Annotated in this window: 19 protein-coding genes; 12 read left to right on the top strand and 7 right to left on the bottom strand. The window is 67.2% G+C overall.

From position 1 onward, the window contains the following. The 3 genes from J7U46_RS21530 to J7U46_RS21520 are packed head-to-tail and all read right to left on the bottom strand — an operon-like array spanning nt 1 to nt 2,304. Nucleotides 1-471, bottom strand: coding sequence for an acyl-CoA thioesterase (locus tag J7U46_RS21530; RefSeq protein WP_282829281.1), 471 nt, complete (start codon nt 469-471; stop codon nt 1-3). Between the two features lie 16 nt (nt 472-487). Next, complete coding sequence (locus tag J7U46_RS21525; RefSeq protein WP_282829279.1) at nt 488-1,534, bottom strand: aldose epimerase family protein; 1,047 nt, start codon at nt 1,532-1,534, stop codon at nt 488-490. Nucleotides 1,535-1,539: 5 nt separating this feature from the next. Continuing rightward, entirely contained in the window at nt 1,540-2,304 is a 765-nt protein-coding gene (locus J7U46_RS21520) for an SDR family oxidoreductase (protein WP_282829278.1), read from the bottom strand. Between the two features lie 164 nt (nt 2,305-2,468). Between J7U46_RS21520 and J7U46_RS21515 the strand changes: the two genes are divergently transcribed. From J7U46_RS21515 to J7U46_RS21465, 11 genes are all read left to right on the top strand, one after another. After that, a complete protein-coding gene (locus J7U46_RS21515) occupies nt 2,469-3,398 on the top strand; it encodes a dihydrodipicolinate synthase family protein (RefSeq protein ID WP_282829277.1) in 930 nt (309 codons plus the stop codon). Nucleotides 3,399-3,408: 10 nt separating this feature from the next. After that, nucleotides 3,409-4,329 (top strand): arabinan endo-1,5-alpha-L-arabinosidase, encoded by a 921-nt coding sequence (locus J7U46_RS21510; RefSeq protein ID WP_282829276.1) that lies wholly within the window; start codon nt 3,409-3,411, stop codon nt 4,327-4,329. Between the two features lie 34 nt (nt 4,330-4,363). Next, on the top strand, nt 4,364-5,452 hold the full coding sequence (ugpC, locus tag J7U46_RS21505; RefSeq protein ID WP_282829275.1) for a sn-glycerol-3-phosphate ABC transporter ATP-binding protein UgpC: 1,089 nt from the start codon (nt 4,364-4,366) through the stop codon (nt 5,450-5,452). After that, on the top strand, nt 5,449-6,333 hold the full coding sequence (locus tag J7U46_RS21500; RefSeq protein WP_282829274.1) for a sugar ABC transporter permease: 885 nt from the start codon (nt 5,449-5,451) through the stop codon (nt 6,331-6,333). The genes ugpC and J7U46_RS21500 overlap by 4 nt, the downstream gene beginning before the upstream one ends. 85 nt (nt 6,334-6,418) lie before the next feature. Further along, on the top strand, nt 6,419-7,255 hold the full coding sequence (locus tag J7U46_RS21495; RefSeq protein ID WP_282829273.1) for a carbohydrate ABC transporter permease: 837 nt from the start codon (nt 6,419-6,421) through the stop codon (nt 7,253-7,255). After that, nucleotides 7,252-8,586: an extracellular solute-binding protein gene (locus J7U46_RS21490; protein WP_282829272.1), complete on the top strand. Its 1,335-nt coding sequence runs from the start codon at nt 7,252-7,254 to the stop codon at nt 8,584-8,586. Before J7U46_RS21495 ends, J7U46_RS21490 begins: the two co-directional genes overlap by 4 nt. Then, entirely contained in the window at nt 8,586-10,109 is a 1,524-nt protein-coding gene (locus tag J7U46_RS21485) for an alpha-N-arabinofuranosidase (protein WP_282829271.1), read from the top strand. The genes J7U46_RS21490 and J7U46_RS21485 overlap by 1 nt, the downstream gene beginning before the upstream one ends. Then, nucleotides 10,106-11,053 carry a glycoside hydrolase family 43 protein gene (locus tag J7U46_RS21480; protein WP_282829270.1) on the top strand — a complete coding sequence of 316 codons (948 nt, stop codon included), beginning with the start codon at nt 10,106-10,108 and terminating at the stop codon, nt 11,051-11,053. Before J7U46_RS21485 ends, J7U46_RS21480 begins: the two co-directional genes overlap by 4 nt. A gap of 3 nt (nt 11,054-11,056) precedes the next feature. Further along, a complete protein-coding gene (locus tag J7U46_RS21475; RefSeq protein ID WP_282829269.1) occupies nt 11,057-12,967 on the top strand; it encodes a glycoside hydrolase family 97 protein in 1,911 nt (636 codons plus the stop codon). 23 nt (nt 12,968-12,990) lie between these two features. Then, nucleotides 12,991-13,743 (top strand): FadR/GntR family transcriptional regulator, encoded by a 753-nt coding sequence (locus tag J7U46_RS21470; protein ID WP_282829268.1) that lies wholly within the window; start codon nt 12,991-12,993, stop codon nt 13,741-13,743. Between the two features lie 9 nt (nt 13,744-13,752). Then, nucleotides 13,753-14,730 carry a LysR family transcriptional regulator gene (locus tag J7U46_RS21465; protein ID WP_282829267.1) on the top strand — a complete coding sequence of 326 codons (978 nt, stop codon included), beginning with the start codon at nt 13,753-13,755 and terminating at the stop codon, nt 14,728-14,730. 7 nt (nt 14,731-14,737) lie between these two features. On the opposite strand, the gene J7U46_RS21460 is transcribed toward J7U46_RS21465, so the two are convergent. Both J7U46_RS21460 and J7U46_RS21455 read right to left on the bottom strand, forming a co-directional pair. Next, nucleotides 14,738-15,283, bottom strand: coding sequence for a PAS domain-containing protein (locus tag J7U46_RS21460; protein WP_282829266.1), 546 nt, complete (start codon nt 15,281-15,283; stop codon nt 14,738-14,740). A gap of 97 nt (nt 15,284-15,380) precedes the next feature. After that, nucleotides 15,381-16,166 carry a methyltransferase domain-containing protein gene (locus J7U46_RS21455; RefSeq protein ID WP_282829265.1) on the bottom strand — a complete coding sequence of 262 codons (786 nt, stop codon included), beginning with the start codon at nt 16,164-16,166 and terminating at the stop codon, nt 15,381-15,383. Nucleotides 16,167-16,210: 44 nt separating this feature from the next. Here J7U46_RS21455 and J7U46_RS21450 point away from each other — a divergent pair, with 44 nt between their 5' ends. Continuing rightward, nucleotides 16,211-16,423: a DUF3820 family protein gene (locus tag J7U46_RS21450; RefSeq protein WP_282829264.1), complete on the top strand. Its 213-nt coding sequence runs from the start codon at nt 16,211-16,213 to the stop codon at nt 16,421-16,423. Between the two features lie 10 nt (nt 16,424-16,433). On the opposite strand, the gene J7U46_RS21445 is transcribed toward J7U46_RS21450, so the two are convergent. Further along, nucleotides 16,434-17,090 (bottom strand): hypothetical protein, encoded by a 657-nt coding sequence (locus tag J7U46_RS21445; RefSeq protein ID WP_282829263.1) that lies wholly within the window; start codon nt 17,088-17,090, stop codon nt 16,434-16,436. Between the two features lie 93 nt (nt 17,091-17,183). Next, nucleotides 17,184-17,438: a hypothetical protein gene (locus tag J7U46_RS21440; protein WP_282829262.1), complete on the bottom strand. Its 255-nt coding sequence runs from the start codon at nt 17,436-17,438 to the stop codon at nt 17,184-17,186. Nucleotides 17,439-17,459: the final 21 nt, after the last annotated feature.

Below are 17,459 nucleotides of genomic sequence, written 5' to 3'. Positions count from 1 at the left end.
TCAGGCGTCGGCCGCGCGCGGTTCCAGCGAGGCGCGCGCTTGCTTGCGCGCAATGGCCGCCTCGTAGCGGCGCCGCTCATCCGGCGTGAAGGGCCGCAGCGGCGGCACGGCCACGGGCTTGTTGGCATCGTCCACGGCCACCATCGTGAAATAGCAGCTGTTCACGTGGCGGGACTCCTGCGTGCGGATGTTCTCGGCCACGACCTTGATGCCGACCTCCATCGACGAGGTGCCCGTGTGGTTGATGCTGGCGAGGAAGCTCACCAGTTCGCCCACGTGCACCGGCTGCCGGAAGATCACGCGGTCCACCGAAAGGGTCACCACATAGCGCCCGGCATAGCGGCTGGCGCAGGCATAGGCCACCTGGTCCAGCAACTTCAGGATGTTGCCGCCATGCACATTGCCGGCGAAGTTGGCGGTGTCCGGTGTCATCAGCACCGTCATCGTCAGTTGGTGGGCGGGCAGGTCCATGGCGGTCTGGCCTCTCTCAATAGAAGCGATGCACGGTCGTGCTGCGGTAGACCTCGCCGGGGCGCAGCACGGTGGAGGGCCAATCATCGTCCACCGCGTGATTGGGCGAATCAGGGCTGTGCTGGGTTTCCAGGCACAGGCCGTCGCCTTGGCGGTAGGCCTGGCCGCTCGGCCCGACCAGGCTGCCGTCGAGGAAGTTGCCGGAGTAGAACTGGATGGCCGGTTCGGTCGTGTGGACCTCCATGCGTCGGCCCGAGGCCGGGTCTTCCAGGCACGCGGCCAGGCGCAGGCCGCCGTCGACGGGCGCGTCCAACACCCAGTTGTGGTCATAGCCCTTGGCCATCACGATCTGCGGATGGGCTTCGCGGATGTGCGTGACGATGGCCTTGGGCGCGCGGAAGTCGAAGGGCGTTCCCGCCACGCTCGCGTGGTCGGTAGGGATGCGCACCGCATCAACCTCGGTGTAGCGGCTGGCGGGGATGGTGAGGCGGTGGCGCAGCACCGAGCCTTGCCCTGTGAGGTTGAAGTAGTCGTGGTGGGTCAGGTTGACGACGGTGGCCGCGTCGCACGTGGCTTCGTAGTCAATGCGCCAGCTGCGCTCGTTGGCCGCCAGGCTGTAGCGCACGCGGGCCTGCAGGCGGCCGGGGAAGCCCTGGTCGCCGTCTGCGCTGTCCAGCGTGAAGAGCAGCGAGTCGCCCTCGATCTGCGCCTCCCAGCAGCGCGTGCCAAAACCGCGGCTGCCACCGTGCAAGGTGTTCGGCCCATCGTTGAGGTCGAGCTGGTACGGCTTGCCCTCGAGCTCGAAGCGGCCCCGCGCAATGCGGTTGCCGTAGCGGCCGACGATCACGCCGAAGTGCGGGTTGCGCTGCACATAGTCGTCCAGATTGTCAAAACCCAGCACCACATTGGCGCTCGCACCTTGCGCATCCGGCACCCACAGGCCGGTGACGATGCCGCCCAGGTTGATGGCGGTGAGGGTCAGGCCTTGCCCGTTGTCGAGCCGGTACTCGTGGACGATGCGGCCATCGGCCAGGCGTCCGTATTCGCGCTCGGTGATCGCCATGGCGCTCAGACCCAGCCGCCGTCGACGATGAAGTCCTGCGCGGTGCACATGGCGCTGTCGTCCGCGGCGAGGAACAAGGCCATGGCGGCGATGTGCTCGGCCAGCAGGGGCTTGTTGATGCACTGGCCCTTGGCGATTTCTTCCCGGGCCTTGTCATCCACCCAGAGCTTGATCTGCTTGTCGGTCATCACCCAGCCTGGCACCAGCGTGTTGACGCGGATGCCATGCGGCCCGAAGTCGCGTGCCAGGCTGCGCGTGAGGCCCTGTACGGCAGACTTGCTTGACGTGTACGCCGGCATGCCGCCCTGCTTGAGCATCCAGCTGATCGAGCCGAAGTTGATGATGGAGCCGGCGCCAGCCGCCTTCATGTCGGGCAGCACCGCCTGGGCGGCGAAGAACTGGTGCTTCAGGTTGACGGCGAGGCCGGCGTCCCAGGATTCCGGCGTGGTCTCTTCGACCTTGTGGCGCCTGTCGTTTGCGGCATTGTTGAGCAGCACGCTGATCGGGCCGATGCGGCCGCGCAGCGTGGCAATGGCTTCACGCAGTGCGGCGATGTCGGTCAGGTCGGCGGCCACGAACTGTGGCGCATGTGCACTGGCCTTGAGCCTTTCGGCCAATGCCGTGCCGTCCGCAACGGCGAGGTCGATGAACCCCACCTTGGCGCCCTGCGCCACGAAGGCTTCGACCAGCGTGGCGCCTATGCCGGTGGCACCGCCGGTGATCAGGACGGCCCGGTCTTTCAGGCTGGGATAGGACGCGGACAGGCTCATCTCATGGTCTCCGGGACAGGGGCTGGGTTCGAATTATTAGTCATACTATTTAAATTGAAAAGCCGGCAATCAACGGGTTAACCCGCATGACAAGCATTTAATAGTCATACTTTAATGGCGGCAAAGCGATCAAACCCATCCCACCGAGACAAGGGAACCTCCTCATGAGCCAGCTGGCCTCCCGCCCCTACAAGGGCGTCTTCCCGGTCGTGCCGACCATCTTCGACGAGACCGGCAACCTCGACCTGCCCGGCCAGCTGCGCTGCATCGATTTCATGATCGACGCAGGCTCCACGGGCCTGTGCATCCTCGCCAACTTTTCCGAGCAGTTCGTGCTCTCGGATGCCGAGCGCGAAACGCTGACCCGCGCCATCCTTGCCCATGTGGCCGGCCGCGTGCCGGTGATCGTGACCACTACGCACTACAGCACCCAGATCTGCATAGCCCGCAGCCAGCAGGCCCAGGAGCTCGGCGCCGCCATGGTGATGGTGATGCCGCCGTACCACGGCGCCACCCTCCGCGTGTCCGAGCCGCAGATCGAGGCCTTCTACCGGCGCCTGTCCGATGCGATCAGCATCCCCATCATGATCCAGGACGCACCGGTGGCCGGCACGCCGCTGTCGGTCTCGCTGCTGGCGCGCATGGCGCAGAACATCGAGCACGTGAAGTACTTCAAGCTGGAGATGCCGCAGGCCGCCAGCAAGATGCGCGAGCTGATACGCGTCGGCGGTGCCGCCATCGAAGGCCCCTGGGACGGCGAAGAGGCGATCACGCTGCTGGCCGACCTCGATGCCGGTGCGACCGGTGCGATGACCGGCGGCGCCTACCCCGATGGCATCCGCCAGATCGTCGACGCCTACCACGCGGGTAACCGCGAAGAGGCTGTGGCCCAGTACGCGCGCTGGCTGCCGCTGATCAACTACGAGAACCGCCAGGGCGGCATCCTTACCGCCAAGGCCTTGATGAAGGCCGGCGGCGTGATCCGCTGCGATGCGCCGCGCCACCCGTTCCCGGAGATGCTGCCCGAGGTGCGCGCCGGCCTGCTCGATGCGGCGAAGCGGCTCGACCCGCTGGTCCTGCGCTGGGGCCGCTGAGGCCATCGCCATGAAGGCCTTGTTGCTTGCCTCGGCGCTGCTGCTTGCCGCCACGCTGTCGAACGCCGCCGAGCCGCAGGGCGACACGCGCGCCCACGACCCCACGCTGCTGATCGGCGAGGGCAGCGTTCAGCATGTGTTCACCACCGGCGCCGGCCTGCAAAGGCTCAAGTCGGTCGACGCAGGCAAGACCTGGCACCGCGAGGCGCCGGTCTTCAGCGAGGCCAGCAAGCCGGCCTGGTGGGCGCAGGCCGTGCCGGCGCACCAGGGCCTGGACGTCTGGGCGCCCAAGCTGTTTCGCCATGCGGGCAAGGTCTGGGTGCTGTACTCGATCTCCACCTTCGGCAAGAACACCTCGGCCATCGGCCTGGCGAGCGCTGCCAGCCCAGACGCCGCCGAGTGGAAGGACGAAGGCCTCGTCGTGGCCAGCCAGCCGAGCGACAACTTCAATGCCATCGATCCCGACCTGCTGATCGACGGCGGCAAGCTCTGGCTCAGCTACGGCTCCTTCTGGGGCGGCATCCGCCTGACCGAGCTGGACGGCCAGACCCTGCGCCCCACCGGCGAGACGCGCTTCATCGCACGCCGCAAGGGCGGCATCGAGGCACCAACGATTGTTCGTCGCGGCGAGTGGTACTACCTCTTCGTTTCGCACGACCTCTGCTGCCGTGGTGTGGAGAGCACCTACAACATCCGCGTCGGCCGCGCGAAGAGCGTGTGGGGACCCTACCTCGACAAGGACGGCGTGGACATGATGGAACGCGGCGGCACGCTGATCGAAGAAGGCGGGCCGCGCTGGAAGGGCCCGGGACACCAGGACGTGGTCGGCGACCTGATCGTGCGCCACGCCTACGATGCCGAAGACGGCGGCAAGCCGCATCTGCGCCTCGGCAGCTTGCGCTGGGCGCCGGACGGCTGGCCCTCGCTCTGAAACAGAACAGAACAAGACGAGACTGGAGACATCAGTGGCTGGCTTGAAGCTCGAGCAGGTGAGCAAGCGCTATGGCGCGGTGCATGTGATTGATCAGCTCTCGCTGGACGTGGCGGAGGGCGAGTTCCTCGTCTTCCTCGGCCCCTCGGGCTGTGGCAAGACCAGCCTCTTGCGCATGATCGCGGGCCTGGAAGAGGTGAGCGCCGGCCGCATCCTGATCGGCGACCGCGACGTGACCGAGGCCGCACCGGGCCAGCGCAACCTGGCCATGGTGTTCCAGCACTACGCGCTCTACCCGCACATGACGGTGCGCGAGAACCTGGCCTTCGGCCTCAAGAACATCAATCTCGCGGCCGACGAGATCGCCCGCCGCATCCAGGAATCCAGCCGCATGCTGGAGCTGGACAAGCTGCTGGACCGCAAGCCCGGCCAGCTCAGCGGCGGCCAGCGCCAGCGCGTGGCCATAGGCCGGGCGGTGGTCAAGGAGCCGGGCCTGTTCCTCTTTGATGAGCCGCTCTCCAATCTCGATGCCGCCTTGCGCGGCCGCACGCGGCTGGAGCTGGCGCAGCTGCACCGGCGCCTGGGCGCGACGATGATTTTCGTGACCCACGACCAGATCGAGGCCATGACCCTGGCCACGCGCATCGTGGTGATGAACGGCGGCGTGATCGAGCAGGTGGCCTCGCCGGCCGAGGTCTACCGCCGGCCGGCCACGCGCTTCGTGGCCAGCTTCATAGGCACGCCGGGCATGGGCTTTGTGCCGGTGCGGCGCGCACAGGACGAAGAGGGCCGGGCCGTGGTGCGCCTGCCGGGCGCCGGCCTCTTGAAGACGCAGGTCGCGGCGGCCGGCCTGCAGGGACAGGTACTGAGCCTCGGCCTGCGCCCCGAGAACCTGCGGCCCAGCGCCGAGGGCGCGCTGCGCGGCCAGGTCGAGATGGTGGAGTTCCTCGGCGAGCGCACGCTGGCCCATCTGAAGCTGGTTGATGGCTCGCCCTTGACGATCACCGTAGCGGGCAACGCGCCGCAGATCGGTGATCACATCGGCGTCGAGATCGACCTGGCCGAGGCCCATCTGTTCGATGCCGAGGGCAGGGCCCATCACGCGCAGGAGTCGCTTGCATGAGCGCGGTGGGGCTCAGGGCCTCGCGGCCGGCCTACGTGCTTTTCGTGCTGCCCTTCGTGGCGGTCTATGCGCTGCTGCTGCTCTGGCCGCTGGCCAATGGCATGTGGATCAGCCTGCACGACCACGACCTCCTGTCCAACGACAGCTTCTGGGTGGGCCTCGACAACTACCGCCAGCTGATGGAAGACGAGGTCTTCGCCCAGGTGGTGTGGAACACGGTGCGCTTCGTCGCCATCAGCACGCCGATCTTTGTCGTGCTCTCGCTGGCCCTCGCGCTGGCGCTGAACCGGCCCGGCAAGCTCGGTGCCGTGCTGCGCGCCACCTTCTTCGGCGCCTCGGTGTTCTCGGTCACCCTGATCACCCTGGTGTGGAAGCTGGCGCTGATGCCGGACCGCGGCCTCGTGGCCCAGCTGCTGGCCTCGATGGGCCTGCCCGAGATCCCGCTGCTGACCAGCGATGCGCTGGCCCTCTTGACCGTGGCGCTGGTCACCGTCTGGTGGATCATCGGCCTGCCGATGATCCTGTTCCTCTCGGCGCTGCAGCAGATCCCGTCTGACATCTACGAGGCCGCCGCGCTGGACAACACCAGCCGCTGGCGCGTGCTGACCCGCATCACGCTGCCCAGCCTCAAGCGGACCATCGTGCTGGTGGCGCTGATCGAGATGATCCGGCAGTTCCAGGTCTTCCCGCAGATCATGCTGATGACCAATGGCGGGCCCAACAACACGACCCGGCCCATCGTGCAATTCATCTACGAGCAGGCCTTCATGCAGCTCTCGCTGGGTTATGCGGCCGCGGCCTCGCAGATCCTGCTGGCCATCATGCTGATCGGCGTGTCGGCCCAGCTGTGGCTGGAACGAGACGGGAAGGTGCAGCGATGACGCGGGCCGAGCGCAGGGCCGCTCCCAAGCCGGCCCGCATCCCCTTGGGGGATCGGCCGGCGTACTCGACGGACGAGGGGCTCACATGAACGCTCAGTTGAGAAAGGGCTGGTTTGACCGATTGCTGATGGCCGGCCTCAGCCTGCTGGCCCTGGCCTGGGTGGCGCCGCTTTTGTGGGTGCTGGCGCTCTCGTTCAAGCCCAACGAGTTCCTGCTCACGCACACCGACGTCTTCCTGGCGCCGCCCTACACGCTGGCCAACTACCTGGACATCTTGCAGACGTCCTCCGTGTTCCGCTGGCTCGGCAACAGCGCCCTGGTGGCGCTCTTGCAGACGCTGGGCGTGCTGGTGCTCTCATCCCTCGCAGGCTACGGCTTCGCGCGCTGCGAGTTCCCGGGCCGCAAGATCCTCTTTGCCGTCGTGATGTTCGGCCTCGCCGTGCCGGCGCAGTCCACTTTCATCCCGCTGCACCATCTGTTCTCGGACTGGAACCTGCAGAACACCCATGCGGGCCTGATCCTGCCGGGCCTGGCTGCGCCCTTCGGCGTCTACCTGATGACGCAGTACTTCAAGGCCGTGCCCATCGACCTGGAAGAGGCGGCGATGCTGGACAACGCCTCGCGGCTCAAGACCTTCCTGCTGGTGATCCTGCCCTTGAGCCTGCCGGCGCAGGCGACGCTGGGCATCTTCACCTTCCTCGGCTGCTGGAACGACTACCTCTGGCCCCTGGTGATCGCCACCAAGCCGGAGATGTACACGCTGACGCGCGGCCTCGCCTCGACGCAGACCAACTTCGCGCAGTCCGAGGGCCTCGGGTTCCTGATGGCGCAGGCGGTGTTCGCGGGAGCGCCGGTGCTGATGCTCTATCTTTTCTTCCAGAAGCACCTGATCACCGCCGTGGCAGGGACAGGACGGCAATGATCAAGCGCAGCATTTCCATCCTGAGCCTGGCGCTGCTGGCCAGCTGCGGCCAGAGCGCGCGTGACGACGGCAAGACCGAGATCACGCTGATGCGCTTCTTCGGCAGCTGCGAGGCGAAGTTCGGCCAGGTCGTGAAGGCCTCGGAAGGCGTGGGCGAGTGCGGGATCATCACCACGCTGGTCAACGAGTTCAACGCAACCAACACAGATGGCATCGTGGTGCGCACCCAGATCGGCGAATGGGGCCCGTACTACGACCAGCTGACCGCGCGCCTGGTGGCCAAGGATGTGCCCACCGTGGCGGTGATGCATGAATCGGCCCTGGGCGACTATGTGCGGCGCAAGCTGGTGTTGCCGCTGGATGCCGACTTCGAGCGCGTGGGCATAGACGTGAGCGACTTCACCGAGCATGCGAAGCGAGGCACCACGTTCGAGGGCAGCCGCTATGCCTTGCCCTTCGACACCTGGGCCTGGCTCTGGCACATCAACACCACGCTCATGAAGAAGGCCGGCTTGATGGGCGCAAACGGCCAGCCGCTGCTGCCGCGTTCGCCGGAAGAGCTGCTGGCCCAGGCCCGGCGCTTCAAGGAGCGCACCGGCAAGCCCCTGTTCGCCTGGGCTGTGGCCAACGAGACGGCGGCCAACAACCGCACCTTCCTGACCTTGGTGGCGCAGCAGAACGCCACCCTGTTCGCTCCAAACGGCAAAACCATCCACATGCAGCAGCCGGCCGTCACCCAGGCCTTGAGCCTGATGCAGCAGCTGTATGCGGAAGGGCATATCAAGCCCAACCTCGACTACGCCGCCGCCAACCAGGCTTTCCTGAACGGCGAGGCCGGCGTGGTGGTGGTGGGCACCTGGACCATCGACCAGTTCCTGCGCGAATCGCAGAAGGCCGATTCGCCGCTGCAGGGCGGCTATGCGGTCCTGCCTTTCCCGCAGCTCTTCGAGCGCAAGGCGGTGTTCGCCGACGGCCACGCCTGGGCCTTGTTCAAGGGTGGCGCGGTGGACGAGAAGGCCCACGAGGCCAGCCTCAAGTTCCTGAAGTTCATCTGGGAGCACAGCGCCGAATGGTCGCGCACCGGCCACCTGCCGGTCAGCCAGAAGGTCGCCGAGAGCGAGGCCTTCCGCCGCTTGCCGCTGCGCGAAGGCCTGGCCGAGATCACGGCCACCGGCACGGGCATGCCCGGCAATGTGCCGACGCAGCGCGCCATCGAGCTGCTGATCGGTGAGGACGTGGCCAATCTGATGATCTCGGCCAAGCCGGTGAGCGAGGTGCAGGCCAGCGTCGAGAAGCGCGTCAATCTCGCCTTGAAGAAAGCCCGTCGCTGATGTTTTCTGCCCAACTCACGGTCGACCGCGACTTCCCCGTCGCGCCGCTGGACCGTCGCCTCTTCGGCGTGTTCGTCGAGCATCTGGGCCGCTGCGTCTACACCGGCATCTACGAGCCTGGCCACCCGACGGCCGAAGAGCAGGGCTTTCGCGGCGACGTGATGGCGCTCACCAAGGAGCTCGGTGCCACCATCGTTCGCTACCCCGGCGGCAACTTCATGTCGGGCTACAACTGGGAAGATGGCGTCGGCCCCAAAGAGCAACGCCCGCGCCGGCTGGACCTCGCCTGGTTCTCGACCGAGACCAACCAGGTCGGCACGAACGAGTTCGTCGATTGGTGCGGCAAGGTCGGCATAGCACCGATGTATGGCGTCAACCTGGGCACGCGCGGCCCGGATGAAGCGCGCCATTACCTCGAGTACTGCAACCACCCGAGCGGCACGGCGCTCTCGGACCTGCGGCGCAGCCATGGCTACGAGCAGCCGCACGGCATCAGGTTCTGGTGCCTGGGCAACGAGATGGACGGCCCCTGGCAGATCTGCCGCAAGACGCCCGACGAGTACGGCCGCCTCGCGCAGGAGACGGCCAAGCTGATGAAGATGGTGGACCCCACGGTCGAGCTGGCCGCCTGCGGTTCCTCGGCCTACGACATGCCCACCTACGGCGTCTGGGAAGACCGGGTGCTGGAGCATTGCTTCGAGCAGGTGGACTACCTCTCCTTGCACAGCTACTTCGTCAAGCCGCCAACCGACACCAGCAGCGAGAGCTTCTTCGCCCAGATCGAGACCAATGCCCGCTATATCGAGGACACCATTGCGGTGGCCGATGCGGTGGCGGCACGCAAGCGTTCGAGCAAGCGATTGATGCTCAGCTTCGACGAGTGGAACGTCTGGTACCGCGCCCGCCATGGCGAGCACATGAAGCGCGAGGGCTGGCCCGAGGCGCCGCGCCTGCTGGAGGAGGTCTACACCGCCGAGGACGCGCTGCTGATCGGCGGCATGCTGACCATGATGATGAACCATGCCGACCGCCTGAAGGTCGCCTGCCTGGCCCAGCTGGTCAACGTGATCGGCCCCATCATGACCGAGCCCGGCGGCCCGGCCTGGCGGCAGACCATCTTTCATCCGTTCGCGCAGGCGGCAAGGTGGGCGCGGGGCACCGTGCTGCGGCCGGCCATCCAGTCGCCTGGTTATGCGAACGAGAAGTACGGCGAGCTGCCTTACTTGTGCGCCAGCGTGGTGGACGACCGGGCCACGGGCACGACGGCGGTGTTCCTTCTCAACCGGCATCTCAGTGACGCGATGAACCTTTGCATCACGCTGCGCGGCCTCGGCGGCGAGCGCGAGCTGGTGGCGGCCAAGCAGCTGCATCATGCCGACCTGGAGGCCGCGAACACGGCGGCCGAACCCGACAAGGTGGCGCCCACGGCGCTGGGCGGTGTCGTCATTGACGGCGAGCAATTGCAAGTGCGGCTGCTGCCGGCTTCCTGGAATGTGGTCGTGACGAGGGTGGCGCGCTCATGAGCAGCTGGAACAACCCCTTGATACCGCAGCGCGCGGACCCGCATCTCTCCCTGGTCGATGGCCGCTACTGGTTCACCGCCTCGGTGCCGAGCTACGACGCCATCGAGCTGCGCTGCGCCGATGAGATTGCAGAGCTCGCGACGGCCGAGCCGGTGATCGTCTGGCGCAAGCACGAGTCCGGTGCCATGAGCCAGCACGTCTGGGCCCCCGAACTGCATAGGATCGAAGGCCGCTGGTTCATCTACTTCGCCGCCAGCGAGGTGGACGACATCTGGAAGCTGCGCATCTACGTGCTGGAATGCCTGGGCGACAACCCGCTGCGTGACGCCTGGGTCGAGCGCGGCCAGGTGCGCACGCATGCCGAAGGCTTCTCCCTCGACGCAACGACGTTTGAGCACGCTGGCCGCCGCTACCTCTGCTGGGCGCAGAAAGACCCAGCCACCGAAAGCAATCTCTACATCGCCGAGCTGTCCAACCCCTGGACGCTCGCGACAGCGCCGGTGCTGATCACCCGCCCGGACCTCGACTGGGAGCGCATCGGCTTCCTGGTCAACGAGGGACCGGCCGTCCTGAAGCGTCATGGCCGCGTGTTCATCGCCTACTCGGCCAGCGCCACCGACGCCAACTACTGCATGGGCTTGCTCTGGGCCGATGAGAACGCCGACCTGCTGGATGCAGCCAGCTGGCAGAAGTCGCCGCAGCCGGTGTTCAAGACCGACGAGTCGGTGGGCCAGTTCGGCCCCGGGCACAACAGCTTCACGACGACGCGCGACGGCCAGGTCGACCTGCTGGTCTATCACGCGCGCAACTACCGCGACATCGTGGGCGACCCCCTGAACGACCCCAACCGCCATGCGCGCGTCCAGCCCTTCGGCTGGGACGCGGCCGGCTTCCCCGTCTTCGGCACGCCCGTGGCCGATGGCCCCTGCTCGATGGAAAGCTGAGCCATGCGCCGCTTGCTGATGCTGCTTCCCCTGCTGGCCGCCAGCGCCTTTGCCGCGCCGCTCACCAGCCCCGACCAACAACTGGCCGTCGAGCTGCGCGTCAACGAGCAGCAGCAGCTGGTCTACACGGTGCAGCGCGCCGGCCAGCCGGTGCTGCTCGCTTCACGCCTCGGCCTGATGCTGGAGGGCGCCGACCTGGGCTCGCAGCTCGCGCTGGTGTCGAGCTCGCCGGTGCTGCCGCACAGTGAGCGCTACGAGATGGCGGTGGGCAAGCGCAGCCAGATCCACTACCAGGCCAACGAGCAGACCTTCACCGTCAAAAACCCGGCCGGCCAGCAGATGCAGCTCATCTTCCGCGCCTCGAACGATGGCGTGGCCTTTCGCTATGTGGTGGCCGAGCCGTCGCTTGCGCGCAAGAGCTTCCGCGAGGAGCTGAGCAGCTTCCGTTTCGCGCCCACGGCCCGCGCCTGGCTGCAGCCCATGTCGGTGGCGCAGACGGGCTGGAGCCGCGTCAACCCGGCCTATGAAGAGCATTACGTGATGGACATGCCGGCGGGCACGGCCTCGCCGTCGCCGGCGGGCTGGGTGTTCCCGGCGCTGTTCAAGACGGGCGACACCTGGGTGGCGCTGACCGAGGCCAACATGGACGGCAGCTTCCACGCCTCGCGCCTGCGCGCCGAATCTTCGGGCGGCGAGTACCAACTCGGCACGCCGATGCCGGCCGAGGTCTTCACCGGGGGTGGCCTGCTGGCCAACGTCGAAGGAACACTGACATCGCCCTGGCGCGTGCTCGCCATCGGCTCGCTGAAGACGGTGATGGAGTCCACGCTCGGCACCGACCTGGCCGCGCCGGCCGTCGCCTTCGACAAGGCCAAGCTGCAACCCGGCCACGCGTCCTGGAGCTGGGCCCTTCTGAAGGACGACGCGACGGTCTTCGAGGTGCAGAAGCGCTTCGTCGACTACGCCGCCGACATGCACTGGAACTACACGCTCGTCGACGCCGACTGGGACCTGAAGATCGGCGACGCCAAGATGAAGGAGCTGGTCGACTACGCCGCTGCCAAGGGCGTGGCCATCCTCGTTTGGTACAACAGCTCGGGCCCCTGGAACGACACCAAGATGACGCCCAAGAGCGCGCTCCTGAGCAAGGAGCAACGCGCCCGCGAGTTCGCCCGCGTCAAGGCGCTGGGCATCCAGGGCCTGAAGATCGACTTCTTCAACGGTGACGGCCAGTCGATGATCGCCTACTACGTGGACCTCCTGAAAGAGACGGCCGCCGCCGGCCTCTTGGTCAATTTCCACGGTGCCACCTTGCCGCGCGGCTGGACCCGCACCTACCCCAACCTGATGACGGCCGAGGGCGTCAAGGGCTTCGAGTTCGCCACCTTCGAGCAGCAGGACCAGGACAAGGTCGGGCCGCATCTGGCCATGCTGACCTTCGCACGCAATCTTTTCGACCCGATGGACTTCACGCCCCTGGTGTTCGGCGACATTCCCAAGATCAAGCGCAGCACGCGCAACGGCTTCGAGCTGGCCCAGGCCGTGCTGCTGCTCTCGGGCATCCAGCACTTCGCCGAGGTGCCCGAGGGCATGGCGACCGTGCCGCCGCAGGTCAAGGCCTTGCTGCAGGCGCTGCCGCGCCGCTGGGACGAAGTGAGGTTCCTGGCCGGCGAGCCGGGCAAGCACCTGGTGCTGGCGCGCCGCGCCGGCCAGCAGTGGTTTGTGGCCGGCTTCAATGCGGAGACTTCGGACAAGACCGTGACGCTGGACTTGAGCTTCCTGAAAGGCCGCGAGGCCGAGCTGATTGGCGATGGAGACGGCCCGCGCGACTTCAAGATCCAAGGTCTCAAGGCCGCAGCCCGAACCGCGTTGACGATGAAGCCCAATGGCGGCTTCGTGGCCCGATTCAAGTGAAGCCCTGTGATAGCGTGCCGCCCATGAAATCCCGCGCCGACCACAGCACCTACAGCTTGAAGCCCGAAGGCAAGAGCATGCACGGCCGCATCGTCGGCGAGCTGGGCGGCGCCATCGTCGGCGGCGAGTTCAAGCCTGGCGACAAGCTGCCCGCCGAGGCCGAGCTGCTGGAGCGCTACGCGGTCAGCCGGCCGGTGCTGCGCGAGGCGGTGCGCGTGCTGGTGGCCAAGGGCCTGGTGGTGTCGCGCCAGCGGGCCGGCGCCATCGTGCGGCCGCGCAATGAATGGCATCTGCTGGACCCCGACGTGCTCTATTGGCTGATCCAGGCCAAGCCGCAGCGCGAGTTCGTGCAGACCCTGCTGGAAGTGCGCCGCATCTTCGAGCCGGCCGCCGCTGCCCTGGCCGCGCGTGCCGCTACCGAGCCGCAGCTGAAGTCGATCGAGCAGGCCTTCGAGGGCATGGCCGCCGCCACCACGACCGAAGAGCTGCTGGAGCCCGACCTGGCCTTCCACCGCCGCATCGCCGAGGCCACCGGCAACGACCTGCTGGCCTACATCGGCAACATGCTGTCGCTGGCGCTGCGCGAGTCCATCATCCTCAGCAGCCAGCTGCCCAACACGCACGCGCTCTCGCTGCCGCGCCACAAGGCCATCCTGACCGCGCTGCAGAACCGCGACCCGCTGGGCGCACGCCAGGCCACGCTGGTGCAGCTGGAAGAAACCAGCGACGACCTCTCGACCATCCTGGCCAGCAATGGCAGCGTCAATCTCGCCTGAGGCCCGGCCATGGACGACGACGACCTCGACAGCAGCGCCGGCACCGACCACATCCCCAATCCGAACTGGTTCCTGCGCGCGCGGCTGAAGACCCGCCAGCTGCTGCTCCTGATCGCGCTGGACGAGCAGCGCAACATCCACCGCGCTTCCGAGGCCCTGTGCATGACCCAGCCGGCTGCCTCCAAGCAGCTGAAGGACCTGGAGGACATGCTGGAGGTGAAGCTCTTCGAGCGCCACCCGCGGGGCATGGAGCCCACGCTCTACGGCGAGACCATGATCCGCCACGCCCGCATGGCGCTGACCAGCCTGTCGCTTGCGCATGAAGACATCGTCGCCCTGAAGAACGGCCTCGCTGGCCAGGTCGAGGTGGGCGTGATCATGACGCCGGCCATGGGCCTCCTGCCGCGCGCCATCTCGCGCATCAAGCTGAAGGCGCCGATGCTGCGGATCGGCGTGCAGATGGAAACCAGCAAGGTGCTGGTCGACATGCTGCAAAAGGGCAAGCTCGACTTCATGATCGGCCGCATCGTCGAGGAGGAGGGCGCGGCCGGGCTGCACTACGAGGAGCTGACGGTGGAGCCGGCCTGCGCCGTGGCGCGCATCGGCCATCCGCTCCTGAAGGAAGACAACCTCAAGCTCGCCGACCTGGCGAACCAGCCCTGGATCCTGCCGCCGCCCGGCAGCGTCTTGCGCCACCGCTGGGAGCTGATGTTCCGCCGCGCCGCGCTGGAGCCGCCGGGCAATGCGGTGGACACGACGGCCCTGCTCCTGATCACGGCCTTGCTGCAGCAGACTGATTCGCTGCACGTGATGCCGGTGGAGGTGGCGCGCTACTACGCCTCGCTGAAGGTGCTGGCCATCCTGCCCATCGACCTGCCTTGCAAGATGGACGCCTTCGGCATCATCACCCGCGAGGGCCATCTGCTGTCACCCGGTGCGCGCCAGCTGCTGCAGGAGGTGAGGGTGGCGGCGCGGGAGCTGTACTGAGGTCGGCTCAGGCCGGGCCCGGCGCCTGGCGCAGCGAGAGGTCCAGCAGTTCGCCGAATTGGCTTGCGATGCCAGACGGCACTGGGTTGTTCAGCAGCGTCCAGGGCGCCTGCGCAGCAAGGCTGGCGGCCTCTTGGTCGTTGTCCAGTGGCTCATCGAGCGGCATGCCGGGCCGATCCGTCAGGTCGACCATGGTGCCCACCATGCGCAGCGCCTGGCCTCGTGCATCGCGTTCCACCACCAGGCCGCGCGACAGCATCAGCCGGTAGCCCGAGCCATTGCTGCGGATGCGGAACCGCGCTTCGTAGCTGGTGCGGAACCCATCCAGGTGCGAGCGCAGGGCCTTGAGCATGGGTGTCAGGTCGGCCGGATGCACGCGGCAGCGCCAGAACGAGGTGCTGTCGGCGGCTTCTATGCCGGTAAAGCCCAGGTGCGCCATCCAGCGTGGCGAGTAGCGCACGGTGTCCAGCCGGGGATCCAGGTCCCAGACGCCGAAGCGGCCTTGCTCCACGGCGGTTCGCCAGCGCAGTTCCTCGGTATCAAGCATTCCCATGGTGTGATCTTCGGTGCATGGCGCGACGGCCGTGTTGCCTTGCTGCTTCAAGTTGGCAACTTCCTCACGCTTCGGCCCGCGCAGGACGGGGCGTTGCTCAGGGTTTGAGGCCGCAGACCGCGTTGGCACGCGCGCTCACGGTCAGCGGGCCATCGCCCGCCTGCAGCCGCTGCCGCACATGGCGCTTCAGCTGCTCCAGCTGCTCGGCCGAGAAGGCTTCGAACATCGGCCGCATGGCATTGCTGCTGGCGGCGCTGTGCCAGTAGGCATCGAAGCTGTCGAACTGGCGCTCCACGGTGAACTGCGTGGTCCGCAACTGCTGCAGGCCGGCCTCCCGCCACAGGGCGAGCGAGGCCTCCAGCGTCGAGGCCTGCACGCTGGGCGGCAGGCGCGGCGGCACGCCCAGCTTCTGCATCTCGGCGCCGATGGCGGCCAGCGGGAAGCCGCCATTCAGGATGTCCCAGTGGTAGGCCGCCGCCACGCCACCCGGGCGCAGCACGCGGCACATCTCGGCGAGCCCGACCTTGGGGTCGGGCACGAAGAACAGCACCAGGGCCATGGTGGCGGCATCGCAGCTGGCATCGGCCAGCGGCAGCTGCATCGCGTCACCGAGCTCCCACTGAACCGGCGATCCGGCGGGCAGCCGGCCGCGCGCGTACTCGATCTGAGCAGGCGCCGGGTCGAAAGCCTGCACCCTCGCCGGCTGGCAGCGCTGCACCACCAGCTCGGTGAAGGCGCCGTTGCCGCAGCCGATGTCGACCCAGGTCGATGCCGGCGGCACGCCAATCCAGTCGAGGAAGCGCTCGCCGACGATGCGGCTCCAGCGGCCCATCATCAGCTCGTAGCTGGCGCCGTCATCGAAACGTATGGTCTGGTCGGTCATGGGGCCCCCTTGCCTACACTGTGCGTGCACTGTAGCCGCGCACGATGAATCCTGAAGACCTGCAAAAACTCGTCAGCCAGACCATGCCCTTCGGCAAGCACCAGGGTGTGCTGCTGGCTGATCTGCCGGCCAACTACCTCGGCTGGTTCGCACGCGAGGGCTTTCCCAAGGGTGAGATCGGCCGCCTGCTGGCGCTGATGTACGAGATCGACCACAACGGCCTGGGCGATCTGCTGAAGCCGCTGCGAGGGGGCTGAGGGCGCGCGCCTACTGGGCCTTCAGGCAGCGTGCGCAGGCCTCGGCCGTGAAGCGGAAACGGCAGATGTTGCGCCCCGGGTATTTCTGCTCCAGCTCGATCTGCTGCTGGCAGCTCTCGGGCCGCAGGGTGTCGATGGCAGGAATCTGCTGCACCACCTTGCGCTCGGCCTCAAGGCTCATGCGGGCCCCGTTGTCATCGGTGCGGAACTCCAGCGCCCGCTGCTGGCCGCCAAGGCGCAGCGCGGCCGCTTCCTCCTTGTCCGGGCCCACGACCATGTGGGCCACCATGTGATGCTTGGAGTCGAGTGAGAGCATGGCATTGCTGCCCGTGTCCATGGTCACGTAGCCGCCGCGCTCTATGCCTTCCTCGTCGTAGATCATGAAGCCGGCGGCCTTGGTGCCGCGCTTGGCCACGCGGCCGCCCGCCATCACGGCATCCGGCATGTCGCCGCTCATGCGGGCGCGGACCACGTTGTTGGCATCGACCACCAGGATCTCGCGGGCCCGTATCGTGTCGACCGTGTTGTCGCCGCCGGCCCGCGAAATGCCGGCATAGGCACCGAGCACGATGGCCAGGCCCGCGACGCTCTGCAGCGCGAGCAGCTTGCGCAATCTGCGGTTCTCCTGCTCGCAGGCCAGGACGCGCTGATTCAGTGGTTCTTGCATGTCTCCCTCTTCCCCTCGTTCACTTGCTGACTTGGCTTGTCGTCGTCGGCGCCCTCTGGCGGGGCGGCCGACGCGCTGTCGATGACCTGTCGATCAGATGGACTGGCCGTCCGGCGTGATGGCGGCCACATTGCGGTCCAGATGGGCCACCGTGCGGCCGAGGATCACCACTCGCGGCAGTTGGGCCGTCACGGCCGAGGCTTCGGCACGCTTGCCAGTGATCACCACGCGTTCCAGCTTCACGATCTCGCCTCGAGGGGCGGTACCCTCGGCGAGGGCGCTGCCGACGAAGGCGGCGCCGGCCACGGTGGCGATGGCGAAGACGAGGGCTTTGGCGGTGGTGTTCATGGTGGGCTCCTTGCGTGTGTT

The organism is Pelomonas sp. V22 (genome assembly GCF_030014915.1).
Taxonomy (GTDB): Bacteria; Pseudomonadota; Gammaproteobacteria; order Burkholderiales; family Burkholderiaceae_C; genus JAUASW01.
Note: the sequence above shows the minus strand (reverse complement) of the source record. Positions and strands in the feature narration are given on the sequence as shown.

What these genes read in the sequence shown, in the direction of transcription:
- J7U46_RS21530 (WP_282829281.1), bottom strand. Translation starts at nt 471, where the DNA reads ATGGACCTGCCCGCCCACCAACTGACGATGACGGTGCTGATGACACCG.
- J7U46_RS21525 (WP_282829279.1), bottom strand. Translation starts at nt 1,534, where the DNA reads ATGGCGATCACCGAGCGCGAATACGGACGCCTGGCCGATGGCCGCATC.
- J7U46_RS21520 (WP_282829278.1), bottom strand. Translation starts at nt 2,304, where the DNA reads ATGAGCCTGTCCGCGTCCTATCCCAGCCTGAAAGACCGGGCCGTCCTG.
- J7U46_RS21515 (WP_282829277.1), top strand. Translation starts at nt 2,469, where the DNA reads ATGAGCCAGCTGGCCTCCCGCCCCTACAAGGGCGTCTTCCCGGTCGTG.
- J7U46_RS21510 (WP_282829276.1), top strand. Translation starts at nt 3,409, where the DNA reads ATGAAGGCCTTGTTGCTTGCCTCGGCGCTGCTGCTTGCCGCCACGCTG.
- J7U46_RS21500 (WP_282829274.1), top strand. Translation starts at nt 5,449, where the DNA reads ATGAGCGCGGTGGGGCTCAGGGCCTCGCGGCCGGCCTACGTGCTTTTC.
- J7U46_RS21495 (WP_282829273.1), top strand. Translation starts at nt 6,419, where the DNA reads ATGAACGCTCAGTTGAGAAAGGGCTGGTTTGACCGATTGCTGATGGCC.
- J7U46_RS21490 (WP_282829272.1), top strand. Translation starts at nt 7,252, where the DNA reads ATGATCAAGCGCAGCATTTCCATCCTGAGCCTGGCGCTGCTGGCCAGC.
- J7U46_RS21485 (WP_282829271.1), top strand. Translation starts at nt 8,586, where the DNA reads ATGTTTTCTGCCCAACTCACGGTCGACCGCGACTTCCCCGTCGCGCCG.
- J7U46_RS21480 (WP_282829270.1), top strand. Translation starts at nt 10,106, where the DNA reads ATGAGCAGCTGGAACAACCCCTTGATACCGCAGCGCGCGGACCCGCAT.
- J7U46_RS21475 (WP_282829269.1), top strand. Translation starts at nt 11,057, where the DNA reads ATGCGCCGCTTGCTGATGCTGCTTCCCCTGCTGGCCGCCAGCGCCTTT.
- J7U46_RS21470 (WP_282829268.1), top strand. Translation starts at nt 12,991, where the DNA reads ATGAAATCCCGCGCCGACCACAGCACCTACAGCTTGAAGCCCGAAGGC.
- J7U46_RS21465 (WP_282829267.1), top strand. Translation starts at nt 13,753, where the DNA reads ATGGACGACGACGACCTCGACAGCAGCGCCGGCACCGACCACATCCCC.
- J7U46_RS21460 (WP_282829266.1), bottom strand. Translation starts at nt 15,283, where the DNA reads ATGGGAATGCTTGATACCGAGGAACTGCGCTGGCGAACCGCCGTGGAG.
- J7U46_RS21455 (WP_282829265.1), bottom strand. Translation starts at nt 16,166, where the DNA reads ATGACCGACCAGACCATACGTTTCGATGACGGCGCCAGCTACGAGCTG.
- J7U46_RS21450 (WP_282829264.1), top strand. Translation starts at nt 16,211, where the DNA reads ATGAATCCTGAAGACCTGCAAAAACTCGTCAGCCAGACCATGCCCTTC.
- J7U46_RS21445 (WP_282829263.1), bottom strand. Translation starts at nt 17,090, where the DNA reads ATGCAAGAACCACTGAATCAGCGCGTCCTGGCCTGCGAGCAGGAGAAC.
- J7U46_RS21440 (WP_282829262.1), bottom strand. Translation starts at nt 17,438, where the DNA reads ATGAACACCACCGCCAAAGCCCTCGTCTTCGCCATCGCCACCGTGGCC.